This window comes from Cupriavidus sp. YAF13 (assembly GCF_052113425.1).
GTDB lineage: Bacteria > Pseudomonadota > Gammaproteobacteria > Burkholderiales > Burkholderiaceae > Cupriavidus.
The window spans coordinates 51,201-77,402 of the sequence record NZ_JBFRDD010000036.1; the positions used below are offsets into that span (position 1 = coordinate 51,201).

A 26,202-nucleotide genomic window follows, 5' to 3' on the forward strand; every position below is an offset into this window, starting at 1 on the left:
ATGGGCCGTGGCCGGATGGCGAGAGAAGCATGGTGTCGAAATGCCATGCCGCCGTGCTTCTCCGCGTTCAAGGCATTCGTGCTTCCGGACGATATAGCCACGACGGCCAGATGATCCGGATCGGCCGCACTTTGTGCATCAATGTGCCTTTGATGCTCGATTGTGGTGCATGAAGACGGCGTCAACGCTCGGATAGTCTCGTAAACGAGACTTGGCTAGTTTTTTGGATGGCATGTATATTGCAATCCGCATCATGAGGCCGGCAATTCGCTGGTTTCCCGCATCACGCTTGCCACACCAAAGGAGCGCTTCAGGCGCCAGAAAAGGAATCCGATGAAGAAGTCCCTCGCCACGGCGCTGTCCGCCGCCATCACGATTGCTACGACCGCCACGCTGACCCTCGCCGTAGCGCCTGCCCAGGCCGCCGGTTATCCGGACCGGCCGATCACCATCGTCGTGCCCTACGCCGCCGGCGGCAGCAACGACCTGGTGGCGCGCGTGCTGAGCCAGCGCCTTGGCCAGGACCTGGGTGTATCGGTGGTGGTGGACAATGCGCCGGGAGCCAGCGGCACCATCGGCGCGCTCAAGACCATCAACGCGCCGGCCGACGGCTATACGTTGCTGCTGGGTTCCAACAGCGAAATCTCGATCGCCAAGCTGACCAACCCGAAGATCAAGTACGACGGCCAGCGGGATCTCGTGCCCTTGCGCATGGTGGGCTCGCAGCCCATGGTGCTGGTGTCCGGCGCGCATTCCGGCATCCAGGGCGTGGCGGGTTTCCTGGCGCTGGCCAAGAGCAAGAAGCCGGTGAACTACGGCACCTCGGGCATCGGCACGCCGCTGCATCTGTCGGGAGAGCTGATCCGCGGCGCCAGCAAGGTCGATATGACCCACGTGCCATACAAGGGCGGCGCGCCGGCCATCGCCGACCTGATGGCAAACCAGATCGAGCTGGGTGTGCTGGTGCTGTCGACAGCGCTGCCGCAGATCAAGTCGGGCAAGCTGCAAGCGATTGGCGTGACCTCGGCCACGCGCTCGCATGCCGCGCCCAATATCCCGGCACTGGCGGAGAACAAGACCCTGGCCAATGTGGATATGCGCTTGTGGTTTGGCTTGTTCGCGCCGGCCAACACGCCCAAGGTGGTGACCGACAAGCTGACCGACGCACTGGCTCGCGCCATCAACGCGCCGGAAGTGAAGAGCAAGCTGTCTGAATCGGGTGTCGACATCGATGCGAAGGACGCCGCCGCCTTTCGCAGCTTTATCGCCAAGGAAACCGAGTCGTACCGCAAGATCGTGAGCGAAGCCAATATCCAGGAATAATCCGGATTCCAGTCTTCCAGACGTCAGTGCGGCGATGCCCGGGCGCCTACGGCCCGGGCATCGCCGTTTTTGCGCTATGCGTTAAAGAATGCGGATCTGCTTGACCTTGAACTTGGAGTCACCGAAGAGCGCCTTGTCGTATTCGCCCAGCAGCTCGACTTTGGTGGTGGCGTCCACAGGTTTCCCGGCAGGCCACAGCTTCTTGTCGATCTTGATCCGGATCTGGCCGGTGCCGTCGTCGAACTGGTAATGCTCGTGGCCCACGCTGCTGATGATCTGCCCGCGCAGCACGGCGTGCTGGTCATCCTTGCCTTGCTCCGTCAACACTTTGACGGTGGTCGTTGGAACCGTGGTTGGGCCCACGTACTGCGCTTGTGCCAAGGCGGCCGTCGCCGTCAGTGCTGCCGCGATCAGGATGCGTTTCATGCTTTCTCTCTCAGGTCTGGTTGAAACATACCGGCTGGGGGCGGCAACCTGGCCAGCCCGTTGTGCCGGAGGCGGTGCTTTTGCACTAGCTCGGCGCCCATTGTGGAGAGTGCTGGCTGAACCGAAGCTGAATGACAGCTGGGCAACGTTATGATGGCGCCTGCCGCCGCGGTCCGCTCCGGTCCGCCCACACACTGCTAGGGATTCACATTGCGTTTTCTTCACACTGCCGACTGGCATCTCGGGCGCGTATTCCATGCGCGCAGCCTGCTTGAAGACCAGGCCTGGGTGCTTGACCAATTCGTTGCGCTGGTGCGCGAGCGCCGGCCGGATGCGGTGCTGATCGCGGGCGACGTGTATGACCGCGCGGTGCCGCCGCCCGAGGCCGTGGCGCTGCTGGACGACGTGCTGGCCCGCATCGTGGTGGATGCCGGCATTCCGGTAGTGATGATCGCGGGCAATCACGACAGCGCCCAGCGGCTTGGTTTCGGCGCACGGCTGCTGACGGCGCAGGGTTTGCACGTGGCCGGTATCACCGTGCGCGATGCCACCTGCGTGACCTTGTCCGATGCCCATGGCGAAGTACGGATCTACGCCTTGCCCTATGCCGAGCCCGCAACCGTGCGCGACGCCTTCGACATGGAGCTGCCCGGGCACGAGGCGGCGTTGGAGGCGCGCCTGGACGCGATCCGCGCCAGCCATCCGGCGCAGGCGCGTTCGGTGGTGGTGGCCCACGCTTTCGTGATCGGTGGCGAGGCCAGCGAATCCGAGCGGCCGCTGTCGGTTGGCGGCAGCGGTGCCGTTGCCGCCAGCGTGTTCGACGGCTTCGACCTGGTCGCGCTTGGCCATCTGCATCGCCCGCAGACCTTCAGCCAGCGCATCCACTACGCCGGCTCCTTGCTGAAGTACTCGCTGTCCGAAGTCACGCATGCCAAGTCGGTCTCGCTGATCGAGCTGGCGGCCGATGGCGCGGTCAGCATCGAGCCGATCGCGCTGTCGCCCCGGCGCGACCTGCGCATCGTTGAAGGGCAACTGGCCGATCTGCTGGCGCAAGGCGCGGCCGACCCGCGGCGCGACGACTACATTCACGCGGTGTTGACCGACAACGGCGCCTTGCTCGATCCGATGGCGCGCTTGCGCCAGGCCTATCCCAATGCGCTCGCCATCGAGCGCGCCGTGCTGGCGCGCACGGGCGAGGCGGGGGCGGCGGGCCAGCGCCTGCGCCAGCTCGATACCGGCGAGCTGTTCGCCAACTTCTTCAAGGAGGTGGCGGACGAAGAGCTGGACGACGACAAGCGCCGCGTGCTCGACCAGGTGCTTGAGGGCATTGCCCGCGCAGACCGGGAGTCCGCATGAGACCGCTGCGCCTGAAACTGCAAGCCTTCGGCCCCTTTGCCGCCAGCGAGGAAATCGACTTCACCCGGCTCGGGGAGCGGGCTTTCTTCCTGATCCACGGCCCCACCGGCGCGGGCAAGACCACCTTGCTCGACGCGATCTGCTTTGCGCTCTACGGCGACACCTCCGGCGGCGAGCGCAGCGCGCAGGACATGCGCAGCGCCAACGCCGATCCGGCCTTGCGCACGGAGGTGACGTTCGAGTTCAGCTTGGGGGGCCAGCGTTACCTGGCCACGCGTTCGCCCGCGCAGGAGCGGCCGAAGCTGCGTGGCGAGGGCACCGTCAAGGAGACGCCCAAGGCCCAGCTCGATGTCATGGGCGACGCGGGCTGGACCAGCAAGGCGAGCCAGCCCAACAAGGTCGATGACTTCGTGCGTAACCTGCTTGGCTTTGACAGCAGCCAGTTCCGCCAGGTGATCGTGCTGCCGCAGGGGCGCTTTCGCGAATTGCTCACGGCGGATTCCAAGAGCCGCCAGGCCATCCTCGAGCGGCTGTTCCGTACCGAGCTGTACCGGCGCGTGGAGGAACTGCTCAAGGGGCAGGCGGCCGGCATTCGCCAGGAAGCCGAGCGCCTGCGCATCGAACAGACGGCATTGCTGCAGCAGTATCAATTGGAGTCCGTGGACGCGCTGCGGGAGCAGGCTGCAGGGTTGCAGGCCCAGCTCGCCGAACTGCAGCAGCGCGATGTGGCCGCGCGCACCTTGCTGGAGGTGGCCACGCTGGCAACCCGGCAAGGCGAGCACACGGATGCCCGCCTGCGGGAGCAGCGCGATACCGAGGCGGCCCATGCTGCGCTGATGGCGCAGCGGCCCGAGATGGAGGCGCAGCGCCAGCGGCTGCAGGCCGCACGCCGTGCCATGCAGGTGCAGCCGTTCGAGCAGCATCTGGGGCAGGCCGTGCAGGAACACCAGCAAGCGCAGCAAGCGCTGGCCGCCGCAAGCGCGCGGTCTGCCGAAGGCGCCGCTGTCTCGGCCACTGCCGCGGCGGGGCTTGCGGCCGAAGTGGCCCGTGCCGGCGAGCGCCAGACGGCGCAAAAACAGGTGACGGAGCTGGAGGCCATGTTGCCGCAGGTGCAGCGGCTCGGCGTGCTGCAGCAGGAGCTGGAGGCTGCCGCACGCCAGCAGGCGCAAGCGGGTGCGGCCCATGCCGGGGCGCTGCAGGCGCAGCAGCAAGTCACCGCCACGTTGCGCCAGGCCGAGGCCAGCCAGGCCCAGGCGCAGGAAGGCGCGCGCGGGCTGGAGACGATCCAGCTCAAGCAGGCCGGCCTGGCGCAGCAGGCAAGCACGCTCGACAGATACGCCGCCACGCTGGCGCAGTGCGAGCAAGCGCGCCGGCAGGCCGACGCCGACCAGCTCGCCGCGCAGCAAGCCGCCACGCAGCAGGCGGCAAGCCTGCTGCGCCTGCGCGAGACGGAGCAGGCCTGGCGGGCCGGGCAAGCCGCGCGGCTGGCTGCCGGCTTGCATGAGGGCCAGGCGTGCGCCGTCTGCGGGAGCACCGCGCACCCGCAACTGGCGCAGCACGTCGATGCACCGGTCTCCGACGAGGCACTGGACCTGGCCCGCGAGGCCGCACGGCTTGCCGACCAGGCGGCGCAGGGCGCGGCCAGCCGTGCGCAAGGTGCGTTGCTGGCCGCCACGCACCGGCAGGAACAACTGGATGAACTGCGCGAAGCGGCGGGAGCGGCGGGCATGCCCGACGGCGCCGCGCAAGACCCGGCGGCGGCCAGGCAGCAGCTTGCCGGCGCCATCCAGGCGCTGCGCCAGCAGCAACAGGCGGCAGAGGCGGCCGCCGGCCGCTGCCAGCCGCTGGCCGCGGAAGTCGAGCGGCAGCAAGCCGCTCTCACGGCAGCCGAGGCGGCCATTCGCGCCGCCGCCGCCGCTGTGCAGGATGCAGGCCAGCGTCACGCCAAGCTCCAGGGCGAATGGCAGGCCGCCAGCACGCAGGTGCCGCCGGACCGGCGCGAGCCGGAGCGGCTGACGGCGGCGCTGGTACAGGCACGCGGGGACCTTGCCGCGCGCGAAGCCGCACTGGCCGCCGCGCAGGCGGCCGACAAGCAGGCCGGCGTGGGGCTGGCGGCAGCCCTGGCCGCGCAAGCCGCCGCGCAAGCGAGCCTCTCCACCCATGCAATGCGGGAGACGCAGGCGGGCGCCGCGTTCGCGAGCGCGCTGGAGCAAGCCGGCTTTGTCACCCGCCAGGCCTATGCCGAGGCGCGCATGCCGGGCGCGCAGATGGAGCAAGCCGACGCCCAGGTCAATCGCTTCGACCTCGACCTGGCCGCTGCTGGCGATCGCCGCGAGCGCGCCGCCATTGCCGCGCGCGACCTTGCCCCGCCCGATCTTGCCGCCCTGCGCCAGGCCCAGGCGGACGCCGCCGGCGCGCTCGAGGCGCTGGTCCGGCAGCAGGCCGACCTGCACCGCAGCCGCGAGAACCTGCTGCAGTGCCAGCAGCGGCTGGATGCGCTGGCCAGCAAGGGCGCGGACATCGAGCGCAGCTACGCGGTGCTCGGCCGCCTGGCCGAAGTGGCCAACGGCAACAATCCGCGCCGCATGACATTTCAGCGCTTCGTGCTGGCCACCTTGCTCGACGAGGTGCTGGAAGCGGCCTCGCTGCGGTTGATGCGCATGAGCCGCAACCGGTATGAGCTGCAGCGCGTGCGCCAGCAGGGCGACCAGCGCACCGCCGGCGGCCTCGACCTGGAGGTGTTCGACCACGACACCGGCATGGCGCGCCCGGCCAATACCCTGTCCGGTGGCGAGGGCTTCCTGGCCTCGCTCTCGCTCGCGCTGGGGCTGGCCGATGTGGTGCAGTCGCGCGCGGGCGGGATCCAGCTCGATACCTTGTTTGTCGACGAAGGCTTCGGCACGCTCGATCCCGAGAGCCTGGACTTTGCCATCTGCACCCTGATCGACCTGCAGCATGCCGGGCGGCTGGTGGGCATCATTTCCCACGTGGCCGAGCTGCGTGAGCGCATCGATGTGCGGCTGGAGATCCGGGCCGGGGCCGGCGGCAGCCGGGCGGAGCTGCAATTGCCATAGCGGCCTCAAGGGCCACCTCAGCGGGGCCCGAAGAGCGTAAGCTGTCCGATGTTCCGGGCCGCAGTGGCCCCCTTGCGCAAGCTAGCTTTCAACTGCCCTACGGTCGTGGCCGGCTAACGCACAAGCGATTTGCCGGCGCCTTGACCACCCGCGGACAGGGGGTGTAACCTGTTCATTCTGCGAATTGAAGTTCGCAATTAGAACAAATCACAATAATAAGAAAAACCAAAGTCTGTTGGATTCGTTTCCGGCGGCGCGCCTTTTGCAAGCGGAGGGCGCCCAAGCCGGATGGCTCTTCCGGCAGGACTGTCCGGAGACAGCGTTTGCGCGCCGCCTGGTTTTCTTCCTTGGCGGCCGGTTCCGGATAGTTCGTCCGGACTCTCGGAACTGGAACGCAAGTGATCAACAAGCTATTCGACTCGGTGGAATCGGCCATGGCCGATATCCAGGACGGCGCCACCATCCTGATCGGCGGCTTCGGCATGGCAGGCATGCCGGCGGAGCTCATCGATGCCCTCATCGCCCAGGGCGCCCGCGACCTCACCATCGTCAACAACAACGCCGGCAATGGCGACACCGGCCTGGCCGCGCTGCTCAAGACCGAGCGCGTGCGCAAGATCATTTGTTCCTTCCCGCGCCAGGCCGACTCCTACGTCTTCGATTCGCTCTACCACGCTGGCAAGATCGAGCTGGAACTGGTGCCGCAGGGCAACCTGGCCGAGCGCATCCGCGCCGCCGGCGCCGGCATCGGCGGCTTCTTCACCCGCACCGCCTATGGCACGCCGCTGGCCGAGGGCAAGGAAACCCGCATCATCGACGGCCAGGGCTACGTCTACGAGACGCCCATCCATGCCGACTTCGCCCTGATCAAGGCGCTGCGCGCCGACCGCTGGGGCAACCTGACCTACCGCAAGACCGCGCGCAACTTCGGCCCCATCATGGCGATGGCCGCCAAATGCCCCATCGTGCAGGTCAGCGAGATCGTCGAACTCGGCGAGCTGGACCCGGAACACATCGTGACCCCGGGGTTGTTCGTCAAGCGCGTCGTCAAGGTCGACGGCGCCAGCCAGGCCGCTGCCTGAGCGTCAAGGAGATCCAGAATATGCAACGCCTGACCCGCGATCAGATGGCCGCCCGCGTGGCCAAAGACATTCCCGACGGTGCCGTGGTCAATCTCGGCATCGGCCTGCCCACCCTGGTTGGCAATCACCTGCCAGCCGACCGTGAAATCCTGCTGCACAGCGAGAACGGCCTGCTCGGCATGGGCAAGGCGCCCCCCGCCGGCGAAGAAGACGGCGACCTGATCAACGCCGGCAAGCAGCCGGTCACGATCAAGCCGGGCGGCTCGTATTTCCACCATGCCGATTCCTTCGCCATGATGCGCGGTGGCCACCTCGACTTTTGCGTGCTGGGGGCTTTCCAGGTCTCGGTGAAGGGCGATCTGGCCAACTGGCATACCGGCGCGCCGGGCGCGATCCCCGCCGTGGGCGGCGCGATGGACCTGGCGATCGGCGCCAAGGAGGTGTTCGTGATGATGGAACACCAGACCAAGCAGGGCGAGAGCAAGATCGTGGCGGAATGCACGTATCCGCTGACCGGCATGACCTGCGTCACGCGCATCTATACCGATCTGGCCACCATCGACGTCACGCCTGACGGGCTGGTGGCGCGCGACCTGGTTGAAGGCCTGTCCTTCGACGAACTGCAACGCCTGACCGGCGTGCCGCTCAAGCAGGGCGCTTCTGCCTGAGTGCCGGCCTGACCGGCGGGGCCAGCCCCGGCGAGCACGCTTCCAAGCTTCCCGTTTTCACGATCACGAACAAGCAAGAGAGAGACAACCATGACCGAAGCCTTCATCTGCGACGCCATCCGTACCCCCATCGGCCGCTACGGCGGCAGCCTGTCCGGCGTGCGCCCGGATGACCTGGGCGCGGTGCCGCTCAAGGCGCTGATGGCACGCAATCCGAACCTGGACTGGTCCGCCATTGACGACGTGATCTACGGCAATGCCAACCAGGCTGGCGAAGATAACCGCAACGTAGCGCGCATGTCGCTGCTGCTGGCCGGCTTGCCGCAAAGCGTGCCGGGCGCCACCATCAACCGCCTGTGCGGTTCGGGCATGGACGCTACCGGCACCGCCGCACGCGCGATCAAGTCCGGCGAAGCCGGCCTGATGCTCGCCGGCGGCGTGGAAAGCATGAGCCGCGCCCCGTTCGTGATGGGCAAGGCGACCAGCGCCTTCTCGCGCGATGCGCAGATTTTCGACACCACCATCGGCTGGCGCTTCATCAACCCGGCGATGCGCGCGGCTTACGGCGTGGACTCGATGCCCGAGACCGCCGAGAACGTTGCCACCGACTACAAGATCAGCCGCGAAGACCAGGACCTGATGGCCCTGCGCAGCCAGGAAAAGGCATCGCGCGCGCAAGCCGACGGCACGCTGGCGCAGGAAATCACCGCGGTGACGATCGCCCAGAAGAAGGGCGACCCGCTGGTTGTGGACCGCGACGAGCACCCGCGTGCCACCAGCATGGAAGCGCTGGGCAAGCTGCGCGGCGTGGTTCGCGCCGATGGCACCGTGACCGCGGGCAATGCCTCGGGCGTGAACGACGGTGCCTGCGCCATCCTGCTCGCCAGCGAAGCCGCGGCCCGCCAGCACGGCCTGACGCCCAAGGCGCGCATCGTCGGCATGGCAACCGCCGGCGTGGCGCCGCGCGTGATGGGCATTGGCCCGGCACCCGCTTCGCAGAAGCTGCTCAAGCAACTCGGCATGACCATCGACCAGATGGACGTGATCGAGCTGAACGAAGCGTTCGCCGCGCAAGGCCTGGCCGTGCTGCGCGAACTCGGCGTGGCCGACGACGATGCACGCGTCAACCCGAATGGCGGCGCGATCGCGCTGGGCCACCCGCTCGGCATGAGCGGCGCCCGCCTGGTCACCACCGCCATGTACCAGCTGCACCGCACTGGCGGCCGCTACGCGCTGTGCACGATGTGCATCGGCGTGGGCCAGGGCATCGCCATGGTGATCGAGCGCGTCTGATCGTCAGCTGCCTGACCGTTTGACACCTGGGCGCCCGCGGGCTTCGGCTCGCGGGCGCCGTGCGCTAAAGAATGCCGCGCGGCTGCCGTTAGTACCCGGTGGAAGCGCAGGCTGATGAAGTTTCCCAACGCAAAGAAGCAGCGCGACAGGGCCGACTGGCTCGCCGGCTCTCGTCGCATCCTCTTCAGCATGACCCGGTGCCCCTTGCCGGTCGGAGTATGTGATGCCCCTTCCCGTTGCCACGCTCGTTACCGGTGCCAGTTCCGGTATCGGCCGCGCCATTAGCGAAATGCTGCTGGCCGATGGCGTGACCCAGGTGGTCAATGTCGACTATGTCGCCCCCGCCTGGTCCCATCCCAACATGACGTTTGTCCAGGCCGACCTGACCAATGCCGACGCGACCCGCGCCGCGGCCGAGCAGGTGACCTCGCGCTTTGCCGTGACCCGGCTGGTCAACAATGCCGGCGCCACCCGCCCCGGCACGGCCGACACGGCGCGCGTCGAAGACCTGGACTATGTGGTTGGCCTGCATCTGCAAGCCACCCTGCTGCTGACCCAGGCCTGCCTGCCCGCGATGCGCGCGGCACGCTTTGGCCGCATCGTGAACATGGCCTCGCGCGCGGCGCTGGGCAAGCCGGAGCGCGTGGTGTATTCCGCCACCAAGGCCGGCCTGATCGGCATGACCCGCACGCTCGCGATGGAACTCGGCGGCGATGGCATCACGGTCAATGCCGTGGCGCCTGGCCCGATTGCGACCGACCTGTTCCGCAAGAGCAACCCCGAAGGCAGCGAGCAGACCAAGCGGATTCTCGCCAGCATCGCGGTCAAGCGGATGGGCACCCCGGAAGACGTGGCTCGCGCCTCGATGTTTTTCCTGTCGCCGGAGAACGGCTTCGTGACCGGCCAGGTGCTATATGTGTGCGGCGGCACCACCCTAGGCGTGGCACCCGTGTAGTCCCGCGGCGTGACCGGTGCAAAACGCGCACCCGTCATCACGCCGCAGCATTTAGTCCGTAGAAAACTAAAAAAGATGACCCGCGCCACAAGCGCGGGCTTACAGCGATTTATCCTGGAGCAAACATGAAATCTCATTCCCAAGCTCGCACCCCGCACAACAGCGCGCGCCGCCGCCTGCTGGCTGCCGGTGTGGCATTGGCCGCCACCTTCGGCGGCATGACCAGCGCGGCCTACGCGCAAGGCAACTACCCGACCAAGCCGATCACCATGATCGTGCCGTTCTCGGCCGGCGGCACCACCGACATCCTGGCGCGCATCGTCGGCCTGCAACTGGGCAAGGCGCTCGGCCAGCCGGTGGTGATCGACAACCGTCCGGGCGCGGGCGGCAATATCGGCGCATCGATCGCGGCCAAGGCCCCGGGCGATGGCTACACCCTGTTCATGGGCACCATCGGTACCCACGCCATCAACCAGTCGCTCTACTCCAAGCTGCCGTTCGATCCGGTCAAGGATTTCGCGCCGATCTCGCGCGTGGCGATGGTGCCGAACATCGTGGTGGTGAACCCCAAGGTGCCGGTCAACAACATCAAGGAACTGATCGCCTACGTCAAGGCCAACCCGGACAAGCTGTCGTACGGTTCGTCGGGCAGCGGCTCGTCGATGCACCTGTCGGGCGAGTTGTTCAACTCGATGACCGGCCTGCATATCCAGCACATCCCGTACAAGGGCAGCGCCCCGGCGGTCAACGACCTGCTGGGCAACCAGATCGGCCTGATGTTCGACAACATGCCGTCGTCGTACCCGCACGTGAAGGCCGGCAAGCTGCGCGCCATCGCCGTGACCTCGGCCAAGCGCTCGCCGGCACTGCCGAACGTGCCGACCGTGGCTGAATCCGGCGTGCCGGGTTATGAAGCGACTTCCTGGTTCGCGCTGTACGCCACCGGCGGCACGCCGCAGCCGATCGTCGATCGCCTGAATGCGGAAGTGGCGAAGATCCTGGCCATGCCGGAAGTGAAGAAGCAGATGGCCGACCAGGGCGCGGAGCCGCATCCCGAGAAGCCGGCCGAACTGGCCGCTTTCATGAAGACCGAGACCGCCAAGTGGGCCAAGGTGGTGAAGGCTTCGGGCGCCACGGTGGACTGATCGATCCCCGCACGGTGGCCCCGGCCCGGGCGTCTGCCCCGGGCCGATGACAGTAAAAAGGCCGGCCCTTCGGGGCCGGCCTTTTTACGTGCGCTTGACATGTGGACGCGCTCAGGACAGAAAAAAGCCCGCGGTAGCTTGCGGGCCCAATCCTGGCCCCCACACGCGGGGCAGGAGGAGACAGGGGGGAAACAATGGCAGGAGACGGTGCACGGCAAGCGCCGCGCATCGGCCATCAGGCCAGGCTGTACTTCACAACCTGTTCTTCCACGCCCACAAAACGCACCAGCTGGCGCAAGCCGCTGGCGTATTCCTTGATATGGTGCCCGTCCGGCGTATCCGGCAGGCGGTAGTACACGGGCATCGTTGTAGCCGACGCGGGCTGGCTGGCGGCTTGGGGCTCATCGGCCTCCCACGGGACATCCCGGTCTTCGGCGAAATCTGTTCGTCCTGGCATGGACCACTCCTGGTGAATGACTGGCATGGCTGTGCCGTGGCCGAGAACCGGCAACAGGCATGCGGAATGACTATGTCTGCAAATGTATTGCACCCTGCCGAAAAATGCTATTTAGCATTTTTTAGATCTGCATCAGCGTTGTCGTTGCCTTGTCATTTTTCACGTGCCCGACCGCCGGAAATTGGCGGTATCCGTGGGCGGCAGCCCTGGCGGGGCCTGGCTTTGCGCTACCATAGGCGCTCGCCACCCAAAGCCATGGCGGCAGCCATGTGCCGCCACCGGGCGACCGGCCTCCACGTCACGCTTCCCGCATGTCCGTTCAGCACGCACTCCTGACCTCCCTCCTGGAAAAACCGTCTTCCGGCTACGAGCTGGCCCGCCGCTTTGACCGCTCCATTGGCTATTTCTGGCATGCCACGCACCAGCAGATCTATCGGGAGCTGGGCCGCATGGCGGAGCACGGCTGGATTGCCGCGGACGAGGGGGAGGGGGACGCCAGGAACCGCAAGAAGGTCTACTTCGTGCTGCCGCCAGGGCGCGACGAACTGGCGCGCTGGGTGCTGGCGCCTACCGCCGGCCTGGACGTGCGCGATGAAATCCTGGTGAAGCTGCGCGCCGATGCCGTCGTGGGCCCGCTCGGGCTGGGGCCGGAGATGGCGCGGCTGATCGGTCTGCACCGCGAGCGGCTCGAGACTTATCGCCAGATCGAGCGGCGCGATTTCTCCGCCGCGCAGCCCACGCGCGCGCAACAGTTGCAGCACGCCCTGCTCAGGCGCGGCATCCGGTATGAAGAGGATTGGGTGTCGTGGGCCGAGGAATTGTTGCCGCTGCTGGACAAGCAGGACGACCCGGCCTGAGGTCGCGCCGGGCGATCGCGCCCGGCGGATGGGACATGCGTGGAAATGGGCGGCAATAGGGGGATCGGACCGGTGGCCAGGCGCGGCAGTGCGCTGGCCACCGTCAACAACGCTCAGGCCAGGTCGGCCGCCGTCGCGCCGTTGGCGTAAGCCGTTGCCGGGGCCAGCCCGAGGCGGCGGCGCGCCAGCGCGTATTCCTCGCTGAAACGGCGCACCAGCTCGGCGGCCGGCACCACGCGCTTGATGGCACCCACGCCCTGGCCAGCGCCCCAGATGTCTTTCCAGGCCTTGGCGCTGCCCGAACCGAAGTTCATCTTGGACGGATCCGATTGCGGCAGCGCCTCCGGGTCAAGCCCGGCATTGACGATGCTCTGGCGCAGGTAGTTGCCGTGCACGCCGGTAAAGAGGTTCGAGTAGACGATGTCCGACGCGGTGCTGTCGACGATCATCTGCTTGTAGCCGGCCTGCGCGTTGGCCTCTTCGGTGGCGATGAAGGCCGAGCCCACATACGCCAGGTCGGCGCCCGCGGCCAGCGCCGCGAGGATGCCGTCGCCGCTGGCGATGGCGCCCGACAGCAGCAGCGGGCCGTCGAACCACTCCCGGATTTCATGCAGCAGCGCAAACGGCGACAGCACGCCGGCATGGCCCCCTGCGCCCGAGGCGACCGCGATCAGGCCGTCGGCGCCCTTCTCGATGGCCTTGCGTGCGAAGGTGTTGTTGATGATGTCATGCAGCACGATGCCGCCATAGGAGTGCACGGCATCGTTGACTTCCTTGCGCGCGCCCAGCGAGGTGATGACGATGGGCACCTTGTAGCGCACGCACAGTTCCAGGTCGTGATCGAGCCGGTCATTGGACTTGTGCACGATCTGGTTGACCGCGAACGGTGCCGACGGGCGGTCCGGATGCTTGGCGTCGTGCTCGGCCAGCTCGGTGGTGATGCGGTCCAGCCAGTCGTTGAGCACCGGACCCGGGCGCGCATTGAGTGCCGGGAAGGAGCCGACCACGCCGGCCTTGCACTGGGCGATCACCAGGTCGGGGTTGGAGATGATGAACAGCGGCGAACAAACCACCGGCAGCGAAAGACGGTTCTGGAGAATGGCGGGAAGTGACATGGCGTTTCTGCGAGAGTGAATACAGTGGAACGGGTAGGAGCACGGCGATGCGCTCAGGCGCTGGCGCCCTGCAGCACGGATTTCTGGCTGGCGAGGCGGGCGCCCATGGCGGCGGCGAGCGCGTCCAGGCCGCTCTTCGGGCGGACCATGACTTCGAAGTCGTCGATCTTGCCTGCGTCGTTAAATCGGATCATGTCGATGGCCTTGACGGATTTGCCATCGACCATCGCGCTGAACTCCAGCACCACGCTGCGCCCGTCGTCGCTGACGAACGTGCGGTGGTAGCGGAAGTCCTGGAACACCTGGTTGACGGATTCCAGCACCATGCGCAGGGCAACGCGGCCCGGGTACGGCGTGTGGGCGACGGGCGAGTGAAAAACCACTTCGTCCGCCACGATGCTGTCCAGGTCGGACATGGAATGGGTGGCGATCATGCGGTGCCAGATGGCTAGCGAGGCCTGCGCCGCCGCTGACAAAGTTGCTTGGGTCACGTGTCTCCTCCGGTTGGGCCGAGGGCGTGGGAGTCGCCCATTGCGGCACGCTGCGCAACGCTTGCCAGCTTGGCCCTTCAGGGCCCGCGGCAGCGGCGGCTTACACATCGCTATGCAACCAGTTGCATAGCGATGTGTGAAAGGTAGCAGCAGACGACGCCAATTGCAATGGCCTGGCGTTGCAAGTGCAGGACCCGGCGCGTTCGGGATTGCCGGGTGAGCCCCGCCCGTGCTTGAGCAGTGCGCAAACGACTCTGTCTTTTGTGCCGACTTGTCTACAATACCGGCATTGCCGAAAACCAACGCAGGAGCGCGAGTGAGTACTGACATAAGCGCCAACGGGCCATCCCCTGACCTGTTCGATGCTGACCTGGAGGCTTGGCGGAAGCAGCCCGAGCGAGCCTTCGACGGCTGGCTGGCTAGCCACGGATTTCGCCGCGGCACGGCCGTGGTGTACCGCGCGATGTGGGGCAAGCTCTTGCGCTGGTCGGCAGAGTGCGGCCTGGCGCCGCTGTCGTGGTCGGCGGAGCAGATCGGGGCCTTCCTCGACGAGCAGGATCTGCACAAGCACCATCGTTACCGCTACACGCGGCTGATCGAGCGTGTCTTCCACCATTTATCGCTATTGCACGACGGCTTGCACAACCCCGCCAGCCAGGCCGTGCGCGCTCACCTCGCCGAAGGCGAGAACGATCCGACCGCCTTCCTGCTGCCCGCCGAGCGCGATGCCCTGATTGCCCGTGTGCTGGCACCGGCGGCCCTGGCGGCCGGGCAGGGCGGCGCCGCGCTGTCGGCCACCCAGTGGAAGCGCGCCCGCGATACCGCACTGGTGGCCGTGTTGCTGGGCGCCGGCCTGAAAGTGGGCGAAGCGCGCGGCCTGGTCATCGACAGCATCGCCGAGGATGCCGCCAGGCTGCGCCTGGTCCGCGCCGACAACGGCCGCACCTACGAGGCGCCGGTCTTTGCCTTTGCGCGGGCGGCGCTGCTGGCCTGGATGGAAATCCGCTCCCATACCGGCACGCTGGGCAACCTGGTGTTTCCAGCCATGCCAAGCGGGCGGCACTTGCACGCGGCCTCGCTATACCGCCGCGTGGAGATCCTGCTCGACGAGGCTGGCGTGCTGGCGGGGCGCAGCGAGCGCGCGTCGCCGCAGACGCTGCGCAATACCTGTGGCGCACTGCATTTCGAGGCCGGAGCTGGCCCGGCCGAGGTGGCGCAATGTCTCGGCATGCGCGACCTGGAGTCCGGCTGGCGCTTGCGGGCGGCTTTTGAGGCCTGGCAGGCACGTGCCGGCCTGAAACCGGCACACAGCGGTCCCGGTGACACAGGCGCGACAGAAGTGGCCTGCTATGCTTAGCCGTCCTTTCGACCTGTTTCGATCCGAGGCGGGCGACCCTGGCTGGCCGTGGCTGCTGCCCGCCAGGACTGCGCCGCGATATGGCATTTGTTGCATCGTGCGCGCTGTCCTGGCGCCCGTTACGTCTCTTTTCACAACTATTTGATGAATCGCTATGTCTGAAACCTTGCTGCTCACGGGAGCTACCGGTTATATCGCCTCGCACACCTGGGTCGCCTTGCTCGAGGCCGGCTATCACGTGATCGGCCTGGATAATCTCTGCAACAGCAATCGCGTCGTGGTCGAGCGCCTTGCGCAGATTACCGGCCAGCGCCCGCATTTTGTCGAAGGCGACGTGCGGGACCGCGCTTTGCTGGACCGTTTGTTCGCCGAACACCGGATCTCGGGCGCGATTCATTTCGCGGCACTCAAGGCGGTAGGGGAATCGGTCAGCAAACCGCTGGATTATTACGACAATAATCTCAATGGCCTGCTCACCCTCTGCTCGGCCATGAACACGGCCGGCGTGAAGCAGCTGGTGTTCAGCTCTTCCGCCACCGTTTATGGCAATCCGCATGCGGTGCCGATCCTGGAGGACTTTCCGCTGTCGGCCACCAATCCGTATGGCCAGACCAAGCTGATGAGCGAGCAGATCCTGCGTGACCTGGAACTGTCGGACCCCGCCTGGCGTATCGCCTACCTGCGCTATTTCAATCCGGTGGGCGCGCACGAAAGCGGGCTGATCGGCGAAGACCCGGGTGGCGTGCCGAACAACCTGATGCCTTATGTGGCGCAAGTCGCCGGCGGGCGCCGCGAAAAACTGCAGGTGCATGGTGGCGACTATCCCACGGTCGACGGCACCGGCGTGCGCGATTACATCCACGTCTGCGATCTGGCAGCCGGCCACCTTGCGGCCCTGGTCTACCTGCGCGACCAGCAGCAATGCCTGACGGTCAATCTCGGCACGGGGCGCGGCTACAGCGTGCTGGAGGTGGTCGCGGCCTACCAGCGCGCCAGCGGGCGCCCGGTGCCCTACGTGATCGGGGACCGCCGCCCTGGCGATATCGCTTCGTGCTACGCCGATCCCGCGCTGGCGCAAAAGCTGATCGGCTGGCGCGCGCAGCACGACATCGATCGCATGTGCGAGGATTCCTGGCGCTGGCAGTCGATGAACCCGCTGGGGTTTGCCGGCTAAGTTGCCCGGCCGCACGCGTGGGCACGCGGGCAAGCGGGGCGCGTATCCGCTTGTGCGTCCCCGGTTTCTCCGGCGCGGCGAGGGCAGGGGTAGAAGGAAATGAAGACGGCCGGGCAAATGCCCGGCCGTCTTCAGGGTTCCTGCGGGCATGCGGCAGAGTCGGCCGCCATGCCCGGCGTCGCGCCCGACTTTAGCGAATCAGGAAGTCTTCGATGGTCTTGCCCGCGGCCAGGGCCTGGGTCAGCCAGCCCGGACGCTTGCCGCGGCCGGTCCAGGTATTGCCTGCGCTGTCGCGATAGCGAACCGGTACCTTGCGGGTGGCCTTCTTGCTGGCGGCAGGCTTGGTGCCGAAGCCCAGGTCATCCGCGGTCAGTCCATATTGGTCGATTTTCTGGCGAATATCGGCGATGACGGAAGCCTGCTCGCGGGCCTTGATTTCCTCGGCCTGCTTTTGAAGTTCGCTGATTTTCTGAACAATTTCCTGATAAGTCGCCATTACGAGCCTCGATTTACTGGGTGAGCATGATGAATCGGATGAATTATAACGGCCGCAAGCGATCCTGCAAACGCTTTTAACCCCGATGGGGAGAATTCTGATAAATCATCTGCTCCATCTAATTAATGAACTTCCGCGCAGGCCGCCGGTCATCGATGGGGCCGGATTTTCCGGCGTGATGCCCGCTTTGGCAGCTCGCCGAAATCCATGCGTAGCGCAGATTCGTTTTTTTTACATTTGCGCTGCGCAATAACCCTTCCCATTGTAATGATGAGGGTCATAAAGTGCTTTTGCTGCAACAATGCCGATCCGCCTCCAGTTTGAGCGAACCCTCATCCGTATCCGCCATGCCTGATGACTCGATTAACGCCGGCGCCGCTTGCCGGCGCGTCCCCGTGGAACTGGCAAAAGCCTATCGCCTGCTGAATCACGGCCCGGTGACGCTGGTCACCAGCGCGCATGGTGGCCGCCGCAACGTGATGGCGGCATCCTGGGCCATGCCGCTGGATTTCCAGCCACCGAAAGTCGCGGTAGTGATCGACGCCAGCACGCTCACGCGCGAACTGGTGGATGCCTGCGGTGAGTTCGCTCTGAACATACCCACGCGTGGGCAGGCTGCCGCCACGCTGGCAGTGGGCTCGCGTTCCGGCCGCGAGCAGGACAAGTTCGCCGCAGCGGGACTGGCCACGTTCGCGGCGGCGGAAATCGCCGCGCCGTTGGTGGCCGGCTGCCTCGCCTGGCTGGAGTGCCGCGTCATTCCCGAGCCAGCCGTTGCCGGCCGCCACGACCTGTTCATCGCCGAAGTGGTGGCCGCGTGGGCTGACTCCGCTGCATTTTCAGAGGGTAGATGGCATTTTCCGGATGCCGAGTGCCGCTCGATACACTATCTGGCTGGCGGCGCCTTTTTTGCCACGGGCGAGGGTTTTCAGGTAGTGCCGGGAGAGCGCGAATGAACAGGGCGAGGGCGCTGCGCCGCGGCCGTCCCGCCGTGAGCGGCCTGGCGTGGCGGGCACGGCACCCGGCTCAAGGAATCGCGGGACACCGCCGTTATCTGCCCTGAGCGGGTCGCAGGGGTGTCGATCCGCCGGGCCGGGGCCGGTGGAGGCCTCGCGCATTCCTTACCGTATCGGGTGCTTCATGTCTTTCCATAACAATATCCAGATCAAAACTCTGCTGCGCGGCGCAATGGCAATGTTGTCGCTTCTTCTGATGCTGGTTGGCGGCGTTGGCCTGTATGGCATGTCGCACAGCAATGACGCGCTTCAGGAAACCTATGGTAACCAGCTGGCTTCGTCGCAGGCGCTGGGCGAGGCCATGCTCGGCATGACGCGCATGCGCCTGGCCCTCGATCGCGGCGTCATGCCGGGAGAGGGCGATGATGCCAAGGCAGTGGTGGACCGCTCCATGGTATTCGTCGACAGTGCCGAGGCGGCCTGGAAGCGATACTTGGCGCTGCCGCAGGACGCCGAAGAAAAGGCGCTGGCCACCGAGTTTGGCCGCAAGCGCCAGGACTTCATGGAAAAGGGCATCCTGCCCGTGCAAAAAGCCTTGAGGGAGAACAACGCGGACGCGGCACTCAAAATTGCCAAGAAGGACTTGCCCGATCTGCAGCGCAGCATGGCAACGGCCTACGAGGCACTGCAGGCATTCCAGTACCGTACTGGCGAGTCCAATTTCAATGACGCGCAGGCTGGCTTCCGGCAAGTGCGTGTGCTCTGCTTCCTGCTGATCGCCTTTGGCCTGGTGGTGGCCGCGCTGTGCACAACCACCTTGCAGCGGGCCATCGTCCGGCCGGTGGAGGAAGCCCTGGCAGTCTTCGAGCGTATCGCCGCGGGTGACCTGACCTCGCGTATCACCAATGTGTCGCGCAATGAGGTGGGCCGCATGATGCAGGCACTGGTCGCCATGCAGGAAAGCCTGTCGAACATTGTCTCGCAGGTGCGCGGCGGCACCGACTCGATCGCCTCGGCCACGCAGCAGATCGCCACCGGCAATCTCGATTTGTCGCAGCGTACCGAAGAGCAGGCCTCGTCGCTGGAGGAGACCGCTGCCAGCATGGAAGAGCTGACTTCGGCCGTGCGCCAGAATTCGGACAACGCGCGCCAGGCCGGCGTGCTGGCCAGCGACGCTTCGCAGATCGCGCTCAAGGGCGGCGACGTGGTGGGCCGCGTGGTCGATACGATGAACGAGATCAACGGCTCGTCGCGCAAGGTGGTCGAGATCATTGCCGTGATCGAAGGCATTGCCTTCCAGACCAACATCCTGGCGCTGAACGCCGCGGTGGAAGCCGCGCGCGCCGGCGAGCAAGGCCGCGGCTTCGCGGTGGTGGCAGGCGAGGTGCGCACCCTGGCGCAGCGCTCRGCCGCCGCCGCCAAGGAGATCGAGGCGCTGATCAGCGAATCCGGCCAGCGCGTGGAAAGCGGCACCAAGCTGGTCGCCGAAGCCGGCCAGACCATGGGTGAGATCGTCAATGCGGTCAAGCGCGTCACCGACATCATGAATGAGATCAGCGCGGCCACGCAGGAACAGACCAGCGGCATCGAGCAGGTCAACCAGGCGGTCACGCAGATGGATCAGGTCACCCAGCAGAATGCCGCGCTGGTGGAAGAGGCCGCGGCGGCAGCCGGCGCCCTGGAAGAGCAGGCGCAGAAGCTCAATGGCGTGGTGTCGGTGTTCCGTCTTTCGGGCAGCCACGTGATGGCAGCGCAGCCGCCGGCAACGCGCGTGCCCGTGGCCGCCAAGGCCGCGGCGAGCCGTTCGCCCGGGCGCAAGCCGGCCCTGCCGGCGAGCCCGCGCACGCCGGTCCTGCACCAGGCACGCGCAGCGCGTCCGGCCGTCCCGGCAATGGCTTCGGCCAACGCTGGCGGCGACGACTGGAGCGCGTTCTGAGCCATGGTTGAACGTTTGCCGCCGTTTTCATCACCGGGGAAGCGCGTGTGATGCGATGATGCGGGTTTTGCGCCCGCATCGCCTGGATCGTCGCGCCATCGCCCCCAATTTTTGCGCAGCTTCCCTATTGACATGAGTGCTAGCCTTCTGCTGCTCGCTGCCCTATCCGGCCTCGCGGTCGGGTTGGGGATACGTGCAGCCAAGCCGGACCGGGCGCTGCCTAGCGGGCCGGCCCGATCGCTGCAATGGGCGGTCTTGCTGCTCTCCCCTGCTTCCGTCGGCCTGCCGTTATGGGTCGCGCTGGGTTCCGGCAGCCTGCGCGTCACGCACGACGTGTCGCAGACCGCGGCGGCACTCGCCGCGACTGCCGCACTCACGCTTGCCGTTCCCTGGCTGCGCCGCAACGTGCAACTGCGTGGTGCAGCGCTGGCGATGACGCTGGCCGGCGCCGGCGTGGTGGTGGCTGCCGGCATGCGCCTGAGCTCCCTGTGCGCAGAGGCCCCGCACCCGTCCGCCCTTTGCCTGAATCCCGGCAGGTTCATGCCGCCGGCCTGGGTGGCGGCGGGCGCGCTGCTTTTGCTGCCGCTGGGACTCTTCGCCCTGCGCCGCGCCAGCCTGCCCGGATGGCGGCTGGCCAGCAGCGGCAATTTCGCCAGACCGCAGAGCCATGCCCTGGACGAGATGTTCGAGGACCATCCGCCCGGCACCGGCGGCATCGCCGGCAGCGGCGGCCCGACCGTGCCGATGCGGCGCCGTGGCCGTATCCCGGGCCGCCTGACCGTGCGCGCGACCGCGCGCGGGCATGGCACGGTCGGGGAGTACAGCGTCAGCACGGACCTTCCGGACCGCACCGGCTTTGCGCGCTGGCTCGACCAGTCGATCGCCCAGGCGCGCCTGGCCGAGACCAGCTGCGCTGTGCTGCTGGTGCATATCGCCGATTTTCGCGAGGTCGACGAGGTCTTCGAAGTGCGCGCCGACGATATCCTGGCGCAGGATGCCGGGGCGCTGGCCCAGGCAGCGCTGGAGCCGCACGACTTCCTGGCGCGCCTGGCGCGCGACGAGTTCGCGGTGGGCGTGCCGGAGATGGTGCACCAGAGCCGCGCCAATGAGCTGGGCGCGCGCCTGCTGGGCTCGCTCGCGGAGTTCGTGGCCGCGCGTGGCCTGCAGATGCAGATCGGCGTGAACATCGGCATCGCCATCTACCCGCGCGATGCGCAAACCTCCGAGGCCCTGATGCAGGCGGCACGCGTGAGCCTGAGCGAGGCGCGCGAGAGCGGCTCGAACCAGGTGCGCGTATTCAACTCGGCCGCCGGCGAACGCGCCCGGCGCATGCGGGTGATCCGCCGCGACCTGTGGCTGGCCATCCAGGACGATGGCCTCGCCTTGCAGTACCAGCCGAAGTTCGACGTGCACCAGCGTACCGTGATCGGCGCCGAGGCCCTATGCCGCTGGCGCCATCCGACCCTGGGGCAGGTCAATCCCGCCGAGTTCATCACGGTGGCGGAGCAGTCCGGGCAGATCGACAAGCTCGACGACTGGGTGATCGCCACGGTCTGCCGGCAGATACGCCAGTGGCAGGACGACGGCATCCCGGTGGTGCCGGTGGCCATCAACGTGTCCGGCTTGCGCTTCGCCAGCCGCGACTTCCCGCAGTACCTGCTCGAGCAGATCCACCAGCATGACATCCCGCCATCGGCTGTCACGCTCGAGATCACCGAGACCGCGGCGATGAAGGACATCGCCCAATCGCTGGAGACGCTGCTGGAGCTGCAGGCGCTGGGCATCCACGTGGCGCTGGACGACTTTGGCAGTGGCTATTCAAGCCTCGGTTATCTCAAGCGCTTGCGGGTCGGGACGTTGAAGATCGATCGGACCTTGATTGGCGGGCTGGATGTCGATGCGCAGGGCAGGGCCATTGTCGGGTCGATGGTGGCGCTGGCGCACGAACTGAAGATGCGGGTGGTGGCGGAAGGCGTGGAGTCGCATTCGCAACTGGATATCCTGGCAGGCATGGGGTGTGACGAGGCGCAGGGGTATTTGCTGTCGCATCCCTTGGACCCGGTCACGTTTGCCAATTTGCTATCGGGCGCATGAGGCGAATCGAGCGGATCGGGAGAATGACGCCTCGCCGTCAAACCTCACTTTCTGGGCGTGAAAGGCTCCGGTAACGCGCCTCCAGGCGGAAACAGCGCCAAAAGCCGGGTAAACCGCCCGCTCTCGGGCACCAGCAAGGCAAAGCGGGTCTCGCAATGATGCCCTGTAACGGCCCCAAGCCGGCGCAACTGCTGGCTGCAGCTAACCAGCGACGGCAGCCCGCGCGGCAGGTAGATGCTCGCCAGCAGCGCCTCCGGCTCGATCCGCGTGCGGCCATGAAAGCGCGCCAGCTGCATCAGCAGCTCATCCGACATGCCGGCCTCGCTGCTGGTGTCCAGGTGCAAGGGCAGGCCAATGGCGTCGCGATTGGCCACCGTCAGCACATCCCGCCAGTTCAGAGGCATGGGCCCRTCGCTGAGCACCGGCGCGAACAGCACCGAAGCCAGCAGTTGCAGGGTGCGCGGCAGCGCCTCGGCGGTGGTCGGCACGATAGGCCCGCAGCCAGTGGCGGCATGTGGCAGGCCGTCGACCAGCAATGTGAGCACAAGGCGATCGGGATGGCGCAGGGAGCGCAGGCGTTGGGCGGTGGTAGCGTTGATCTGCCGCTCCACGATCACAAGCTGCGCATCGGCCGGCTGGCGCGGGCGCCGCGATACCCAGTGCAGGCATCCACCAAAGTCCGGCAGCGACGCCAGCAATGCGTCCGGGGCGCCCTGGACGAAGACGGTGAGCTTGTCGGGTTGGCGCGGGTCAGGGGTATCCCGTTTGCTCCACTGCGGGCCTGGCAAGTTCGACATGATCACGTTCCGATGGTATTGCAGTGCCTCAGTCGCGGGTAGCGCAGGCGTGCCATGGCCCGCCGGTGCGCGGGCCATTTTACGGCGAGGCCGTAGTATGCCCACCCGCCGCCGCCAGATGCACCCCATGCTCGTGGGGTAACAAATGCCACAAATGCCGCCGATCGACGCAACCGTACTACGGATTCGGCCGCCGCTGCCGATATGCCCCAAAGGGGCGTTGTTTGCACCGGCCACGCCAGTCGCGCATCGCCGCACACCGCAGCCCCGTCCGCAGGAACATCGGTCCACCGTGCCAGAACGCCGGCTTTGTGGACTCACCATCGTGCCGTCAACGGAGCCGCCATGTCTTTGCCTCATATTCTAGTCGTCGATGATTCTCCCTCCTTGCGCCGCATGATCGGCGCCTGCCTGCGCGCCGGGGGCTACGGCGTGTCCGAAGCCGCCGACGGCGACGAGGCGCTGGCGCTTGCCCTCGACGCTAGCTTCGGCATGCTGGTGACCGACCAGGTGATGCCGGGAACGGACGGCCTGACCTTGATCCGCACGCTGCGTGCGAAACCTGCCTATGCCGCCATCCCGATGCTGATGCTGAGCACCGAGGCCGACAGCCAGGTGCGCGAGCAGGCTCGCGTGGCCGGCGCGTCCGGCTTCCTGGCCAAGCCGTTCGATCCGGATCAGCTGATGGAGGCCGTGAATGCGCTGCTAGACCCCTCCAAGGTAGGGTAAATGCATTGGCATTGTTGCCCTTCAGTCACGTCCAGGACTGCCGTTAAGAGGTAAACGATATTCGTGCCTCGTCGCAGGCTGAGTCTCGGCCTGGCTGCCCGCCCGCGGGCCGGCCGGCTGCGGCTTTGGCAGCGCCGCATGGCCGGTCATTGCAGCGGGAGCCAGCAAATGAAAGCCGGGAACAAGACAGAGGGCACGGGGGAAGAGTTCCTCGCGTTCAGGTTGGGCGGCGAGGAATACGGCGTCGACATCCTCAAGGTGCAGGAGATCCGTGGCTATGAGAACGTCACGCAGATTGCCAATGCGCCAGCCTATCTCAAGGGCGTGGTCAACCTGCGCGGGATCATCGTCCCGATCATCGACCTGCGCATCAAGTTTCGCCAGGACAAGGTCAACTACGACCAGTACACGGTCGTGATCATCGCCGACCTGCACGATCGCACCACCGGCATCGTGGTCGACGGCGTGTCCGACGTGCTGACGCTGGCCCCGGGCCAGATCCGGCAGGCGCCCCAGCTGTCCGGCGAGACGGACTACATCCGCGGCATCGGCTCGGTGGAAAGCCGCATGCTGATCCTCGTCGACATCGAGAAACTGCTAGACACCGAAGAACTCGCGGCCATCGAGGCAGCCGCGGCCACCTGAGGCGGCCGCACGTAGCGAGAGTCCGATCCATGCAGTCTTCCATCCATGCGAAATAATCAACCCGTTACCTCCCGAGAGTACAAGCTCTCCGCAGACGATTACCTGATCTCCAGGACGGACCTGAAGGGTCGCATCACGTTCGCCAACCGCGCCTTTATCGAGGCCAGCGGATTCGCGGCGGAGGAATTGCTCGGCGCCGCGCACAACCTGGTCCGCCATCCGGACATGCCGCCGGCGGCATTCGCCGACCTGTGGAAGACCATCCAGGCCGGACGCTCGTGGGTGGGCATCGTCAAGAACCGCCGCAAGGACGGTGATTTCTACTGGGTCAGTGCCACGGTGACGCCGACGGTCGTCGATGGCCAGCTGGTGGGCTACACCTCGGTGCGTTCGATGCCGCAGCGCGGGCAGGTCGAGGCAGCAGACGCCGCCTACGCACGCCTGCGCGAGAACGGTGGCTCGGGCCTGGCCGTGCGCGACGGTGCCGTGGTGCGCCGGGGTCTGGCGGGGCTGCCGGCACGCCTGGGCAAGATCACGCTCAAGCGGCGCATCCTGCTGTCGCAGGCGGCGGGCCTGGTGTGGTTCCTCGCGGCGCTGCTGGCCTTCGAGGTGCTGGCCGGGGCAGAAGCCATGAGCCAGTTGCGGCCCTGGCTGTGGGGCGGCTTCGGGCTGGCGGTCGCGTCATCCTTTATCGGCGGCACGCTGCTGCTGGCACGCGTGAACCGGCCGGTGCAGGACATGCTCGACTTTGCCTTGCGCATGGGCGCGGGCGATCTCACCACGCGCCTGGACTACCGCGCAAGCGACGAGGTGGGGGCGCTGGCGCGTGCCATGCGCACGATGCAGCGCAGCTTGCTGTCGGTGGTGGGCGAGATCCAGGAGGGCATGGCGAGCATTTCCACGGCCACGCGGCAGGTGGCCGCGGGCAACAGCGACCTGTCGCAGCGCACCGAACAGCAGGCGGCCTCGCTGGAGGAAACCGCATCGAGCATGGAGGAGCTGACCAGCACGGTGCGCCAGAACGCGGACAACGCGCGCCAGGCCAGCGGCCTGGCGGCCAACGCCTCCGAGATCGCCGTCAAGGGCGGCGAAGTCGTGGGCCGCGTGGTGCAGACCATGGACGACATCAATGGTGCATCGAAGAAGATCGTCGACATCATCGGCGTGATCGAAGGCATTGCCTTCCAGACCAATATCCTGGCACTGAACGCGGCAGTGGAAGCCGCGCGCGCCGGCGAACAAGGCCGGGGCTTCGCCGTGGTGGCCGGCGAGGTGCGCGGGCTGGCACAGCGCAGCGCGAACGCGGCCAAGGAAATCAAGGGCCTGATCGGCGACACGGTGGCACGGGTGGACAACGGCTCGGCGCTGGTGGGCCAGGCCGGACTGACCATGGGCGAGATCGTGCAGGCGGTCAAGAGCGTGACGGACATCATGGGCGAGATCAGCGCGGCGTCCGCCGAGCAGAGCTCGGGCATCGAGCAGGTCAACAAGGCCGTGGCCCAGATGGACGAGGTGACGCAGCAGAACGCGGCACTGGTGGAGCAGGCCGCGGCCGCGGCCGGTGCGCTGGAAGACCAGGCCGGGCGCCTGCGCGATGCGGTGGCCACCTTCCGCGTCAGCTTGCGCCCTGAAGCACGGCCCGCGCGCGCGCGCCAAGGCGACGCGCAGCATCTGGCGCAAGCCTGAAAAGTGAAAGAGATCAAGCAGTGTCGAGGCAATCAGCCTGAAAGCATGTTCAAAAAAAAGAAGAAGTAGCGCCTGTCGTGCGCACCGCCGGCA

At 66.7% G+C, this 26,202-nt stretch carries 23 protein-coding genes; 17 read left to right on the plus strand and 6 right to left on the minus strand.

Annotated features, from left to right (window positions below; genetic code table 11):
- The first annotated feature begins 333 nt into the window (after positions 1-333).
- Positions 334-1,323, plus strand: coding sequence for a Bug family tripartite tricarboxylate transporter substrate binding protein (locus AB4061_RS26450; RefSeq protein ID WP_441639072.1), 990 nt, complete (start codon positions 334-336; stop codon positions 1,321-1,323).
- A gap of 81 nt (positions 1,324-1,404) precedes the next feature.
- On the opposite strand, the gene AB4061_RS26455 is transcribed toward AB4061_RS26450, so the two are convergent.
- Entirely contained in the window at positions 1,405-1,749 is a 345-nt protein-coding gene (locus AB4061_RS26455) for a NirD/YgiW/YdeI family stress tolerance protein (protein WP_441639074.1), read from the minus strand.
- Between the two features lie 210 nt (positions 1,750-1,959).
- Between AB4061_RS26455 and AB4061_RS26460 the strand changes: the two genes are divergently transcribed.
- The 7 genes from AB4061_RS26460 to AB4061_RS26490 all read left to right on the plus strand — a co-directional run bounded on the left by AB4061_RS26460 (position 1,960) and on the right by AB4061_RS26490 (position 11,322).
- A complete protein-coding gene (locus AB4061_RS26460) occupies positions 1,960-3,105 on the plus strand; it encodes an exonuclease SbcCD subunit D (protein ID WP_441639076.1) in 1,146 nt (381 codons plus the stop codon).
- Complete coding sequence (locus tag AB4061_RS26465) at positions 3,102-6,179, plus strand: AAA family ATPase (RefSeq protein ID WP_441639078.1); 3,078 nt, start codon at positions 3,102-3,104, stop codon at positions 6,177-6,179. The genes AB4061_RS26460 and AB4061_RS26465 overlap by 4 nt, the downstream gene beginning before the upstream one ends.
- A 398-nt stretch (positions 6,180-6,577) precedes the next feature.
- Positions 6,578-7,261: a 3-oxoacid CoA-transferase subunit A gene (locus AB4061_RS26470; RefSeq protein WP_043357062.1), complete on the plus strand. Its 684-nt coding sequence runs from the start codon at positions 6,578-6,580 to the stop codon at positions 7,259-7,261.
- Between the two features lie 20 nt (positions 7,262-7,281).
- Positions 7,282-7,929 (plus strand): 3-oxoacid CoA-transferase subunit B, encoded by a 648-nt coding sequence (locus tag AB4061_RS26475; protein WP_043357060.1) that lies wholly within the window; start codon positions 7,282-7,284, stop codon positions 7,927-7,929.
- 90 nt (positions 7,930-8,019) lie between these two features.
- Positions 8,020-9,222 carry a 3-oxoadipyl-CoA thiolase gene (gene pcaF, locus AB4061_RS26480; RefSeq protein ID WP_174424128.1) on the plus strand — a complete coding sequence of 401 codons (1,203 nt, stop codon included), beginning with the start codon at positions 8,020-8,022 and terminating at the stop codon, positions 9,220-9,222.
- A gap of 223 nt (positions 9,223-9,445) precedes the next feature.
- Positions 9,446-10,177 carry an SDR family NAD(P)-dependent oxidoreductase gene (locus AB4061_RS26485; protein ID WP_441639081.1) on the plus strand — a complete coding sequence of 244 codons (732 nt, stop codon included), beginning with the start codon at positions 9,446-9,448 and terminating at the stop codon, positions 10,175-10,177.
- Between the two features lie 125 nt (positions 10,178-10,302).
- The gene (locus tag AB4061_RS26490; RefSeq protein WP_441639083.1) at positions 10,303-11,322 is read left to right on the plus strand and encodes a Bug family tripartite tricarboxylate transporter substrate binding protein; all 1,020 of its coding nucleotides are present in this window, start codon (positions 10,303-10,305) and stop codon (positions 11,320-11,322) included.
- Between the two features lie 235 nt (positions 11,323-11,557).
- Here the strand turns inward: AB4061_RS26490 and AB4061_RS26495 are convergent, their stop codons facing one another.
- Positions 11,558-11,779 carry a hypothetical protein gene (locus tag AB4061_RS26495; protein WP_441639085.1) on the minus strand — a complete coding sequence of 74 codons (222 nt, stop codon included), beginning with the start codon at positions 11,777-11,779 and terminating at the stop codon, positions 11,558-11,560.
- A 311-nt stretch (positions 11,780-12,090) separates the two neighbouring features.
- Between AB4061_RS26495 and AB4061_RS26500 the strand changes: the two genes are divergently transcribed.
- Positions 12,091-12,636, plus strand: a complete 546-nt coding sequence (locus AB4061_RS26500) for a PadR family transcriptional regulator (protein WP_441639087.1) — start codon at positions 12,091-12,093, stop codon at positions 12,634-12,636.
- A 113-nt stretch (positions 12,637-12,749) separates the two neighbouring features.
- Here AB4061_RS26500 and AB4061_RS26505 read toward each other — a convergent pair whose 3' ends face one another.
- Together AB4061_RS26505 and AB4061_RS26510 are read right to left on the minus strand one after the other, a co-directional pair.
- Entirely contained in the window at positions 12,750-13,751 is a 1,002-nt protein-coding gene (locus AB4061_RS26505) for an NAD(P)H-dependent flavin oxidoreductase (RefSeq protein ID WP_441639089.1), read from the minus strand.
- A 53-nt stretch (positions 13,752-13,804) separates the two neighbouring features.
- On the minus strand, positions 13,805-14,185 hold the full coding sequence (locus AB4061_RS26510) for a nuclear transport factor 2 family protein (protein WP_217446695.1): 381 nt from the start codon (positions 14,183-14,185) through the stop codon (positions 13,805-13,807).
- Between the two features lie 373 nt (positions 14,186-14,558).
- On the opposite strand from AB4061_RS26510, the gene AB4061_RS26515 reads away from it, so the two are divergent.
- Positions 14,559-15,599: a tyrosine-type recombinase/integrase gene (locus tag AB4061_RS26515; RefSeq protein ID WP_441639091.1), complete on the plus strand. Its 1,041-nt coding sequence runs from the start codon at positions 14,559-14,561 to the stop codon at positions 15,597-15,599.
- 154 nt (positions 15,600-15,753) lie between these two features.
- A complete protein-coding gene (galE, locus tag AB4061_RS26520; protein WP_441639093.1) occupies positions 15,754-16,773 on the plus strand; it encodes a UDP-glucose 4-epimerase GalE in 1,020 nt (339 codons plus the stop codon).
- 190 nt (positions 16,774-16,963) lie between these two features.
- Here galE and AB4061_RS26525 read toward each other — a convergent pair whose 3' ends face one another.
- Positions 16,964-17,269, minus strand: a complete 306-nt coding sequence (locus tag AB4061_RS26525; RefSeq protein WP_441639095.1) for an H-NS histone family protein — start codon at positions 17,267-17,269, stop codon at positions 16,964-16,966.
- A 347-nt stretch (positions 17,270-17,616) separates the two neighbouring features.
- Here AB4061_RS26525 and AB4061_RS26530 point away from each other — a divergent pair, with 347 nt between their 5' ends.
- From AB4061_RS26530 to AB4061_RS26540, 3 genes are all read left to right on the plus strand, one after another.
- Entirely contained in the window at positions 17,617-18,222 is a 606-nt protein-coding gene (locus AB4061_RS26530) for a flavin reductase family protein (RefSeq protein ID WP_441639097.1), read from the plus strand.
- A 184-nt stretch (positions 18,223-18,406) separates the two neighbouring features.
- Entirely contained in the window at positions 18,407-20,158 is a 1,752-nt protein-coding gene (locus tag AB4061_RS26535) for a methyl-accepting chemotaxis protein (protein ID WP_441639099.1), read from the plus strand.
- 132 nt (positions 20,159-20,290) lie between these two features.
- Positions 20,291-22,252, plus strand: coding sequence for a putative bifunctional diguanylate cyclase/phosphodiesterase (locus tag AB4061_RS26540; protein WP_441639101.1), 1,962 nt, complete (start codon positions 20,291-20,293; stop codon positions 22,250-22,252).
- Between the two features lie 44 nt (positions 22,253-22,296).
- Here AB4061_RS26540 and AB4061_RS26545 read toward each other — a convergent pair whose 3' ends face one another.
- Positions 22,297-23,049, minus strand: a complete 753-nt coding sequence (locus AB4061_RS26545) for a hypothetical protein (protein ID WP_441639103.1) — start codon at positions 23,047-23,049, stop codon at positions 22,297-22,299.
- Between the two features lie 345 nt (positions 23,050-23,394).
- Here AB4061_RS26545 and AB4061_RS26550 point away from each other — a divergent pair, with 345 nt between their 5' ends.
- The 3 genes from AB4061_RS26550 (at position 23,395) to AB4061_RS26560 (ending at position 26,109) form a co-directional block, all read left to right on the plus strand.
- Positions 23,395-23,778, plus strand: a complete 384-nt coding sequence (locus AB4061_RS26550; protein WP_441639105.1) for a response regulator — start codon at positions 23,395-23,397, stop codon at positions 23,776-23,778.
- Positions 23,779-23,946: 168 nt separating this feature from the next.
- Positions 23,947-24,423, plus strand: coding sequence for a chemotaxis protein CheW (locus tag AB4061_RS26555; protein WP_441639107.1), 477 nt, complete (start codon positions 23,947-23,949; stop codon positions 24,421-24,423).
- A gap of 45 nt (positions 24,424-24,468) precedes the next feature.
- Entirely contained in the window at positions 24,469-26,109 is a 1,641-nt protein-coding gene (locus tag AB4061_RS26560; RefSeq protein ID WP_441639109.1) for a methyl-accepting chemotaxis protein, read from the plus strand.
- Positions 26,110-26,202 lie beyond the last annotated feature (93 nt).

What these genes read in the sequence shown, in the direction of transcription:
- AB4061_RS26500 (WP_441639087.1), top strand. Translation starts at nt 12,091, where the DNA reads ATGTCCGTTCAGCACGCACTCCTGACCTCCCTCCTGGAAAAACCGTCT.
- galE (WP_441639093.1), top strand. Translation starts at nt 15,754, where the DNA reads ATGTCTGAAACCTTGCTGCTCACGGGAGCTACCGGTTATATCGCCTCG.
- pcaF (WP_174424128.1), top strand. Translation starts at nt 8,020, where the DNA reads ATGACCGAAGCCTTCATCTGCGACGCCATCCGTACCCCCATCGGCCGC.
- AB4061_RS26450 (WP_441639072.1), top strand. Translation starts at nt 334, where the DNA reads ATGAAGAAGTCCCTCGCCACGGCGCTGTCCGCCGCCATCACGATTGCT.
- AB4061_RS26475 (WP_043357060.1), top strand. Translation starts at nt 7,282, where the DNA reads ATGCAACGCCTGACCCGCGATCAGATGGCCGCCCGCGTGGCCAAAGAC.
- AB4061_RS26465 (WP_441639078.1), top strand. Translation starts at nt 3,102, where the DNA reads ATGAGACCGCTGCGCCTGAAACTGCAAGCCTTCGGCCCCTTTGCCGCC.
- AB4061_RS26560 (WP_441639109.1), top strand. Translation starts at nt 24,469, where the DNA reads ATGCGAAATAATCAACCCGTTACCTCCCGAGAGTACAAGCTCTCCGCA.
- AB4061_RS26550 (WP_441639105.1), top strand. Translation starts at nt 23,395, where the DNA reads ATGTCTTTGCCTCATATTCTAGTCGTCGATGATTCTCCCTCCTTGCGC.
- AB4061_RS26495 (WP_441639085.1), bottom strand. Translation starts at nt 11,779, where the DNA reads ATGCCAGGACGAACAGATTTCGCCGAAGACCGGGATGTCCCGTGGGAG.
- AB4061_RS26455 (WP_441639074.1), bottom strand. Translation starts at nt 1,749, where the DNA reads ATGAAACGCATCCTGATCGCGGCAGCACTGACGGCGACGGCCGCCTTG.
- AB4061_RS26540 (WP_441639101.1), top strand. Translation starts at nt 20,291, where the DNA reads ATGAGTGCTAGCCTTCTGCTGCTCGCTGCCCTATCCGGCCTCGCGGTC.
- AB4061_RS26510 (WP_217446695.1), bottom strand. Translation starts at nt 14,185, where the DNA reads ATGATCGCCACCCATTCCATGTCCGACCTGGACAGCATCGTGGCGGAC.
- AB4061_RS26490 (WP_441639083.1), top strand. Translation starts at nt 10,303, where the DNA reads ATGAAATCTCATTCCCAAGCTCGCACCCCGCACAACAGCGCGCGCCGC.
- AB4061_RS26485 (WP_441639081.1), top strand. Translation starts at nt 9,446, where the DNA reads ATGCCCCTTCCCGTTGCCACGCTCGTTACCGGTGCCAGTTCCGGTATC.
- AB4061_RS26505 (WP_441639089.1), bottom strand. Translation starts at nt 13,751, where the DNA reads ATGTCACTTCCCGCCATTCTCCAGAACCGTCTTTCGCTGCCGGTGGTT.
- AB4061_RS26525 (WP_441639095.1), bottom strand. Translation starts at nt 17,269, where the DNA reads ATGGCGACTTATCAGGAAATTGTTCAGAAAATCAGCGAACTTCAAAAG.
- AB4061_RS26530 (WP_441639097.1), top strand. Translation starts at nt 17,617, where the DNA reads ATGCCTGATGACTCGATTAACGCCGGCGCCGCTTGCCGGCGCGTCCCC.
- AB4061_RS26555 (WP_441639107.1), top strand. Translation starts at nt 23,947, where the DNA reads ATGAAAGCCGGGAACAAGACAGAGGGCACGGGGGAAGAGTTCCTCGCG.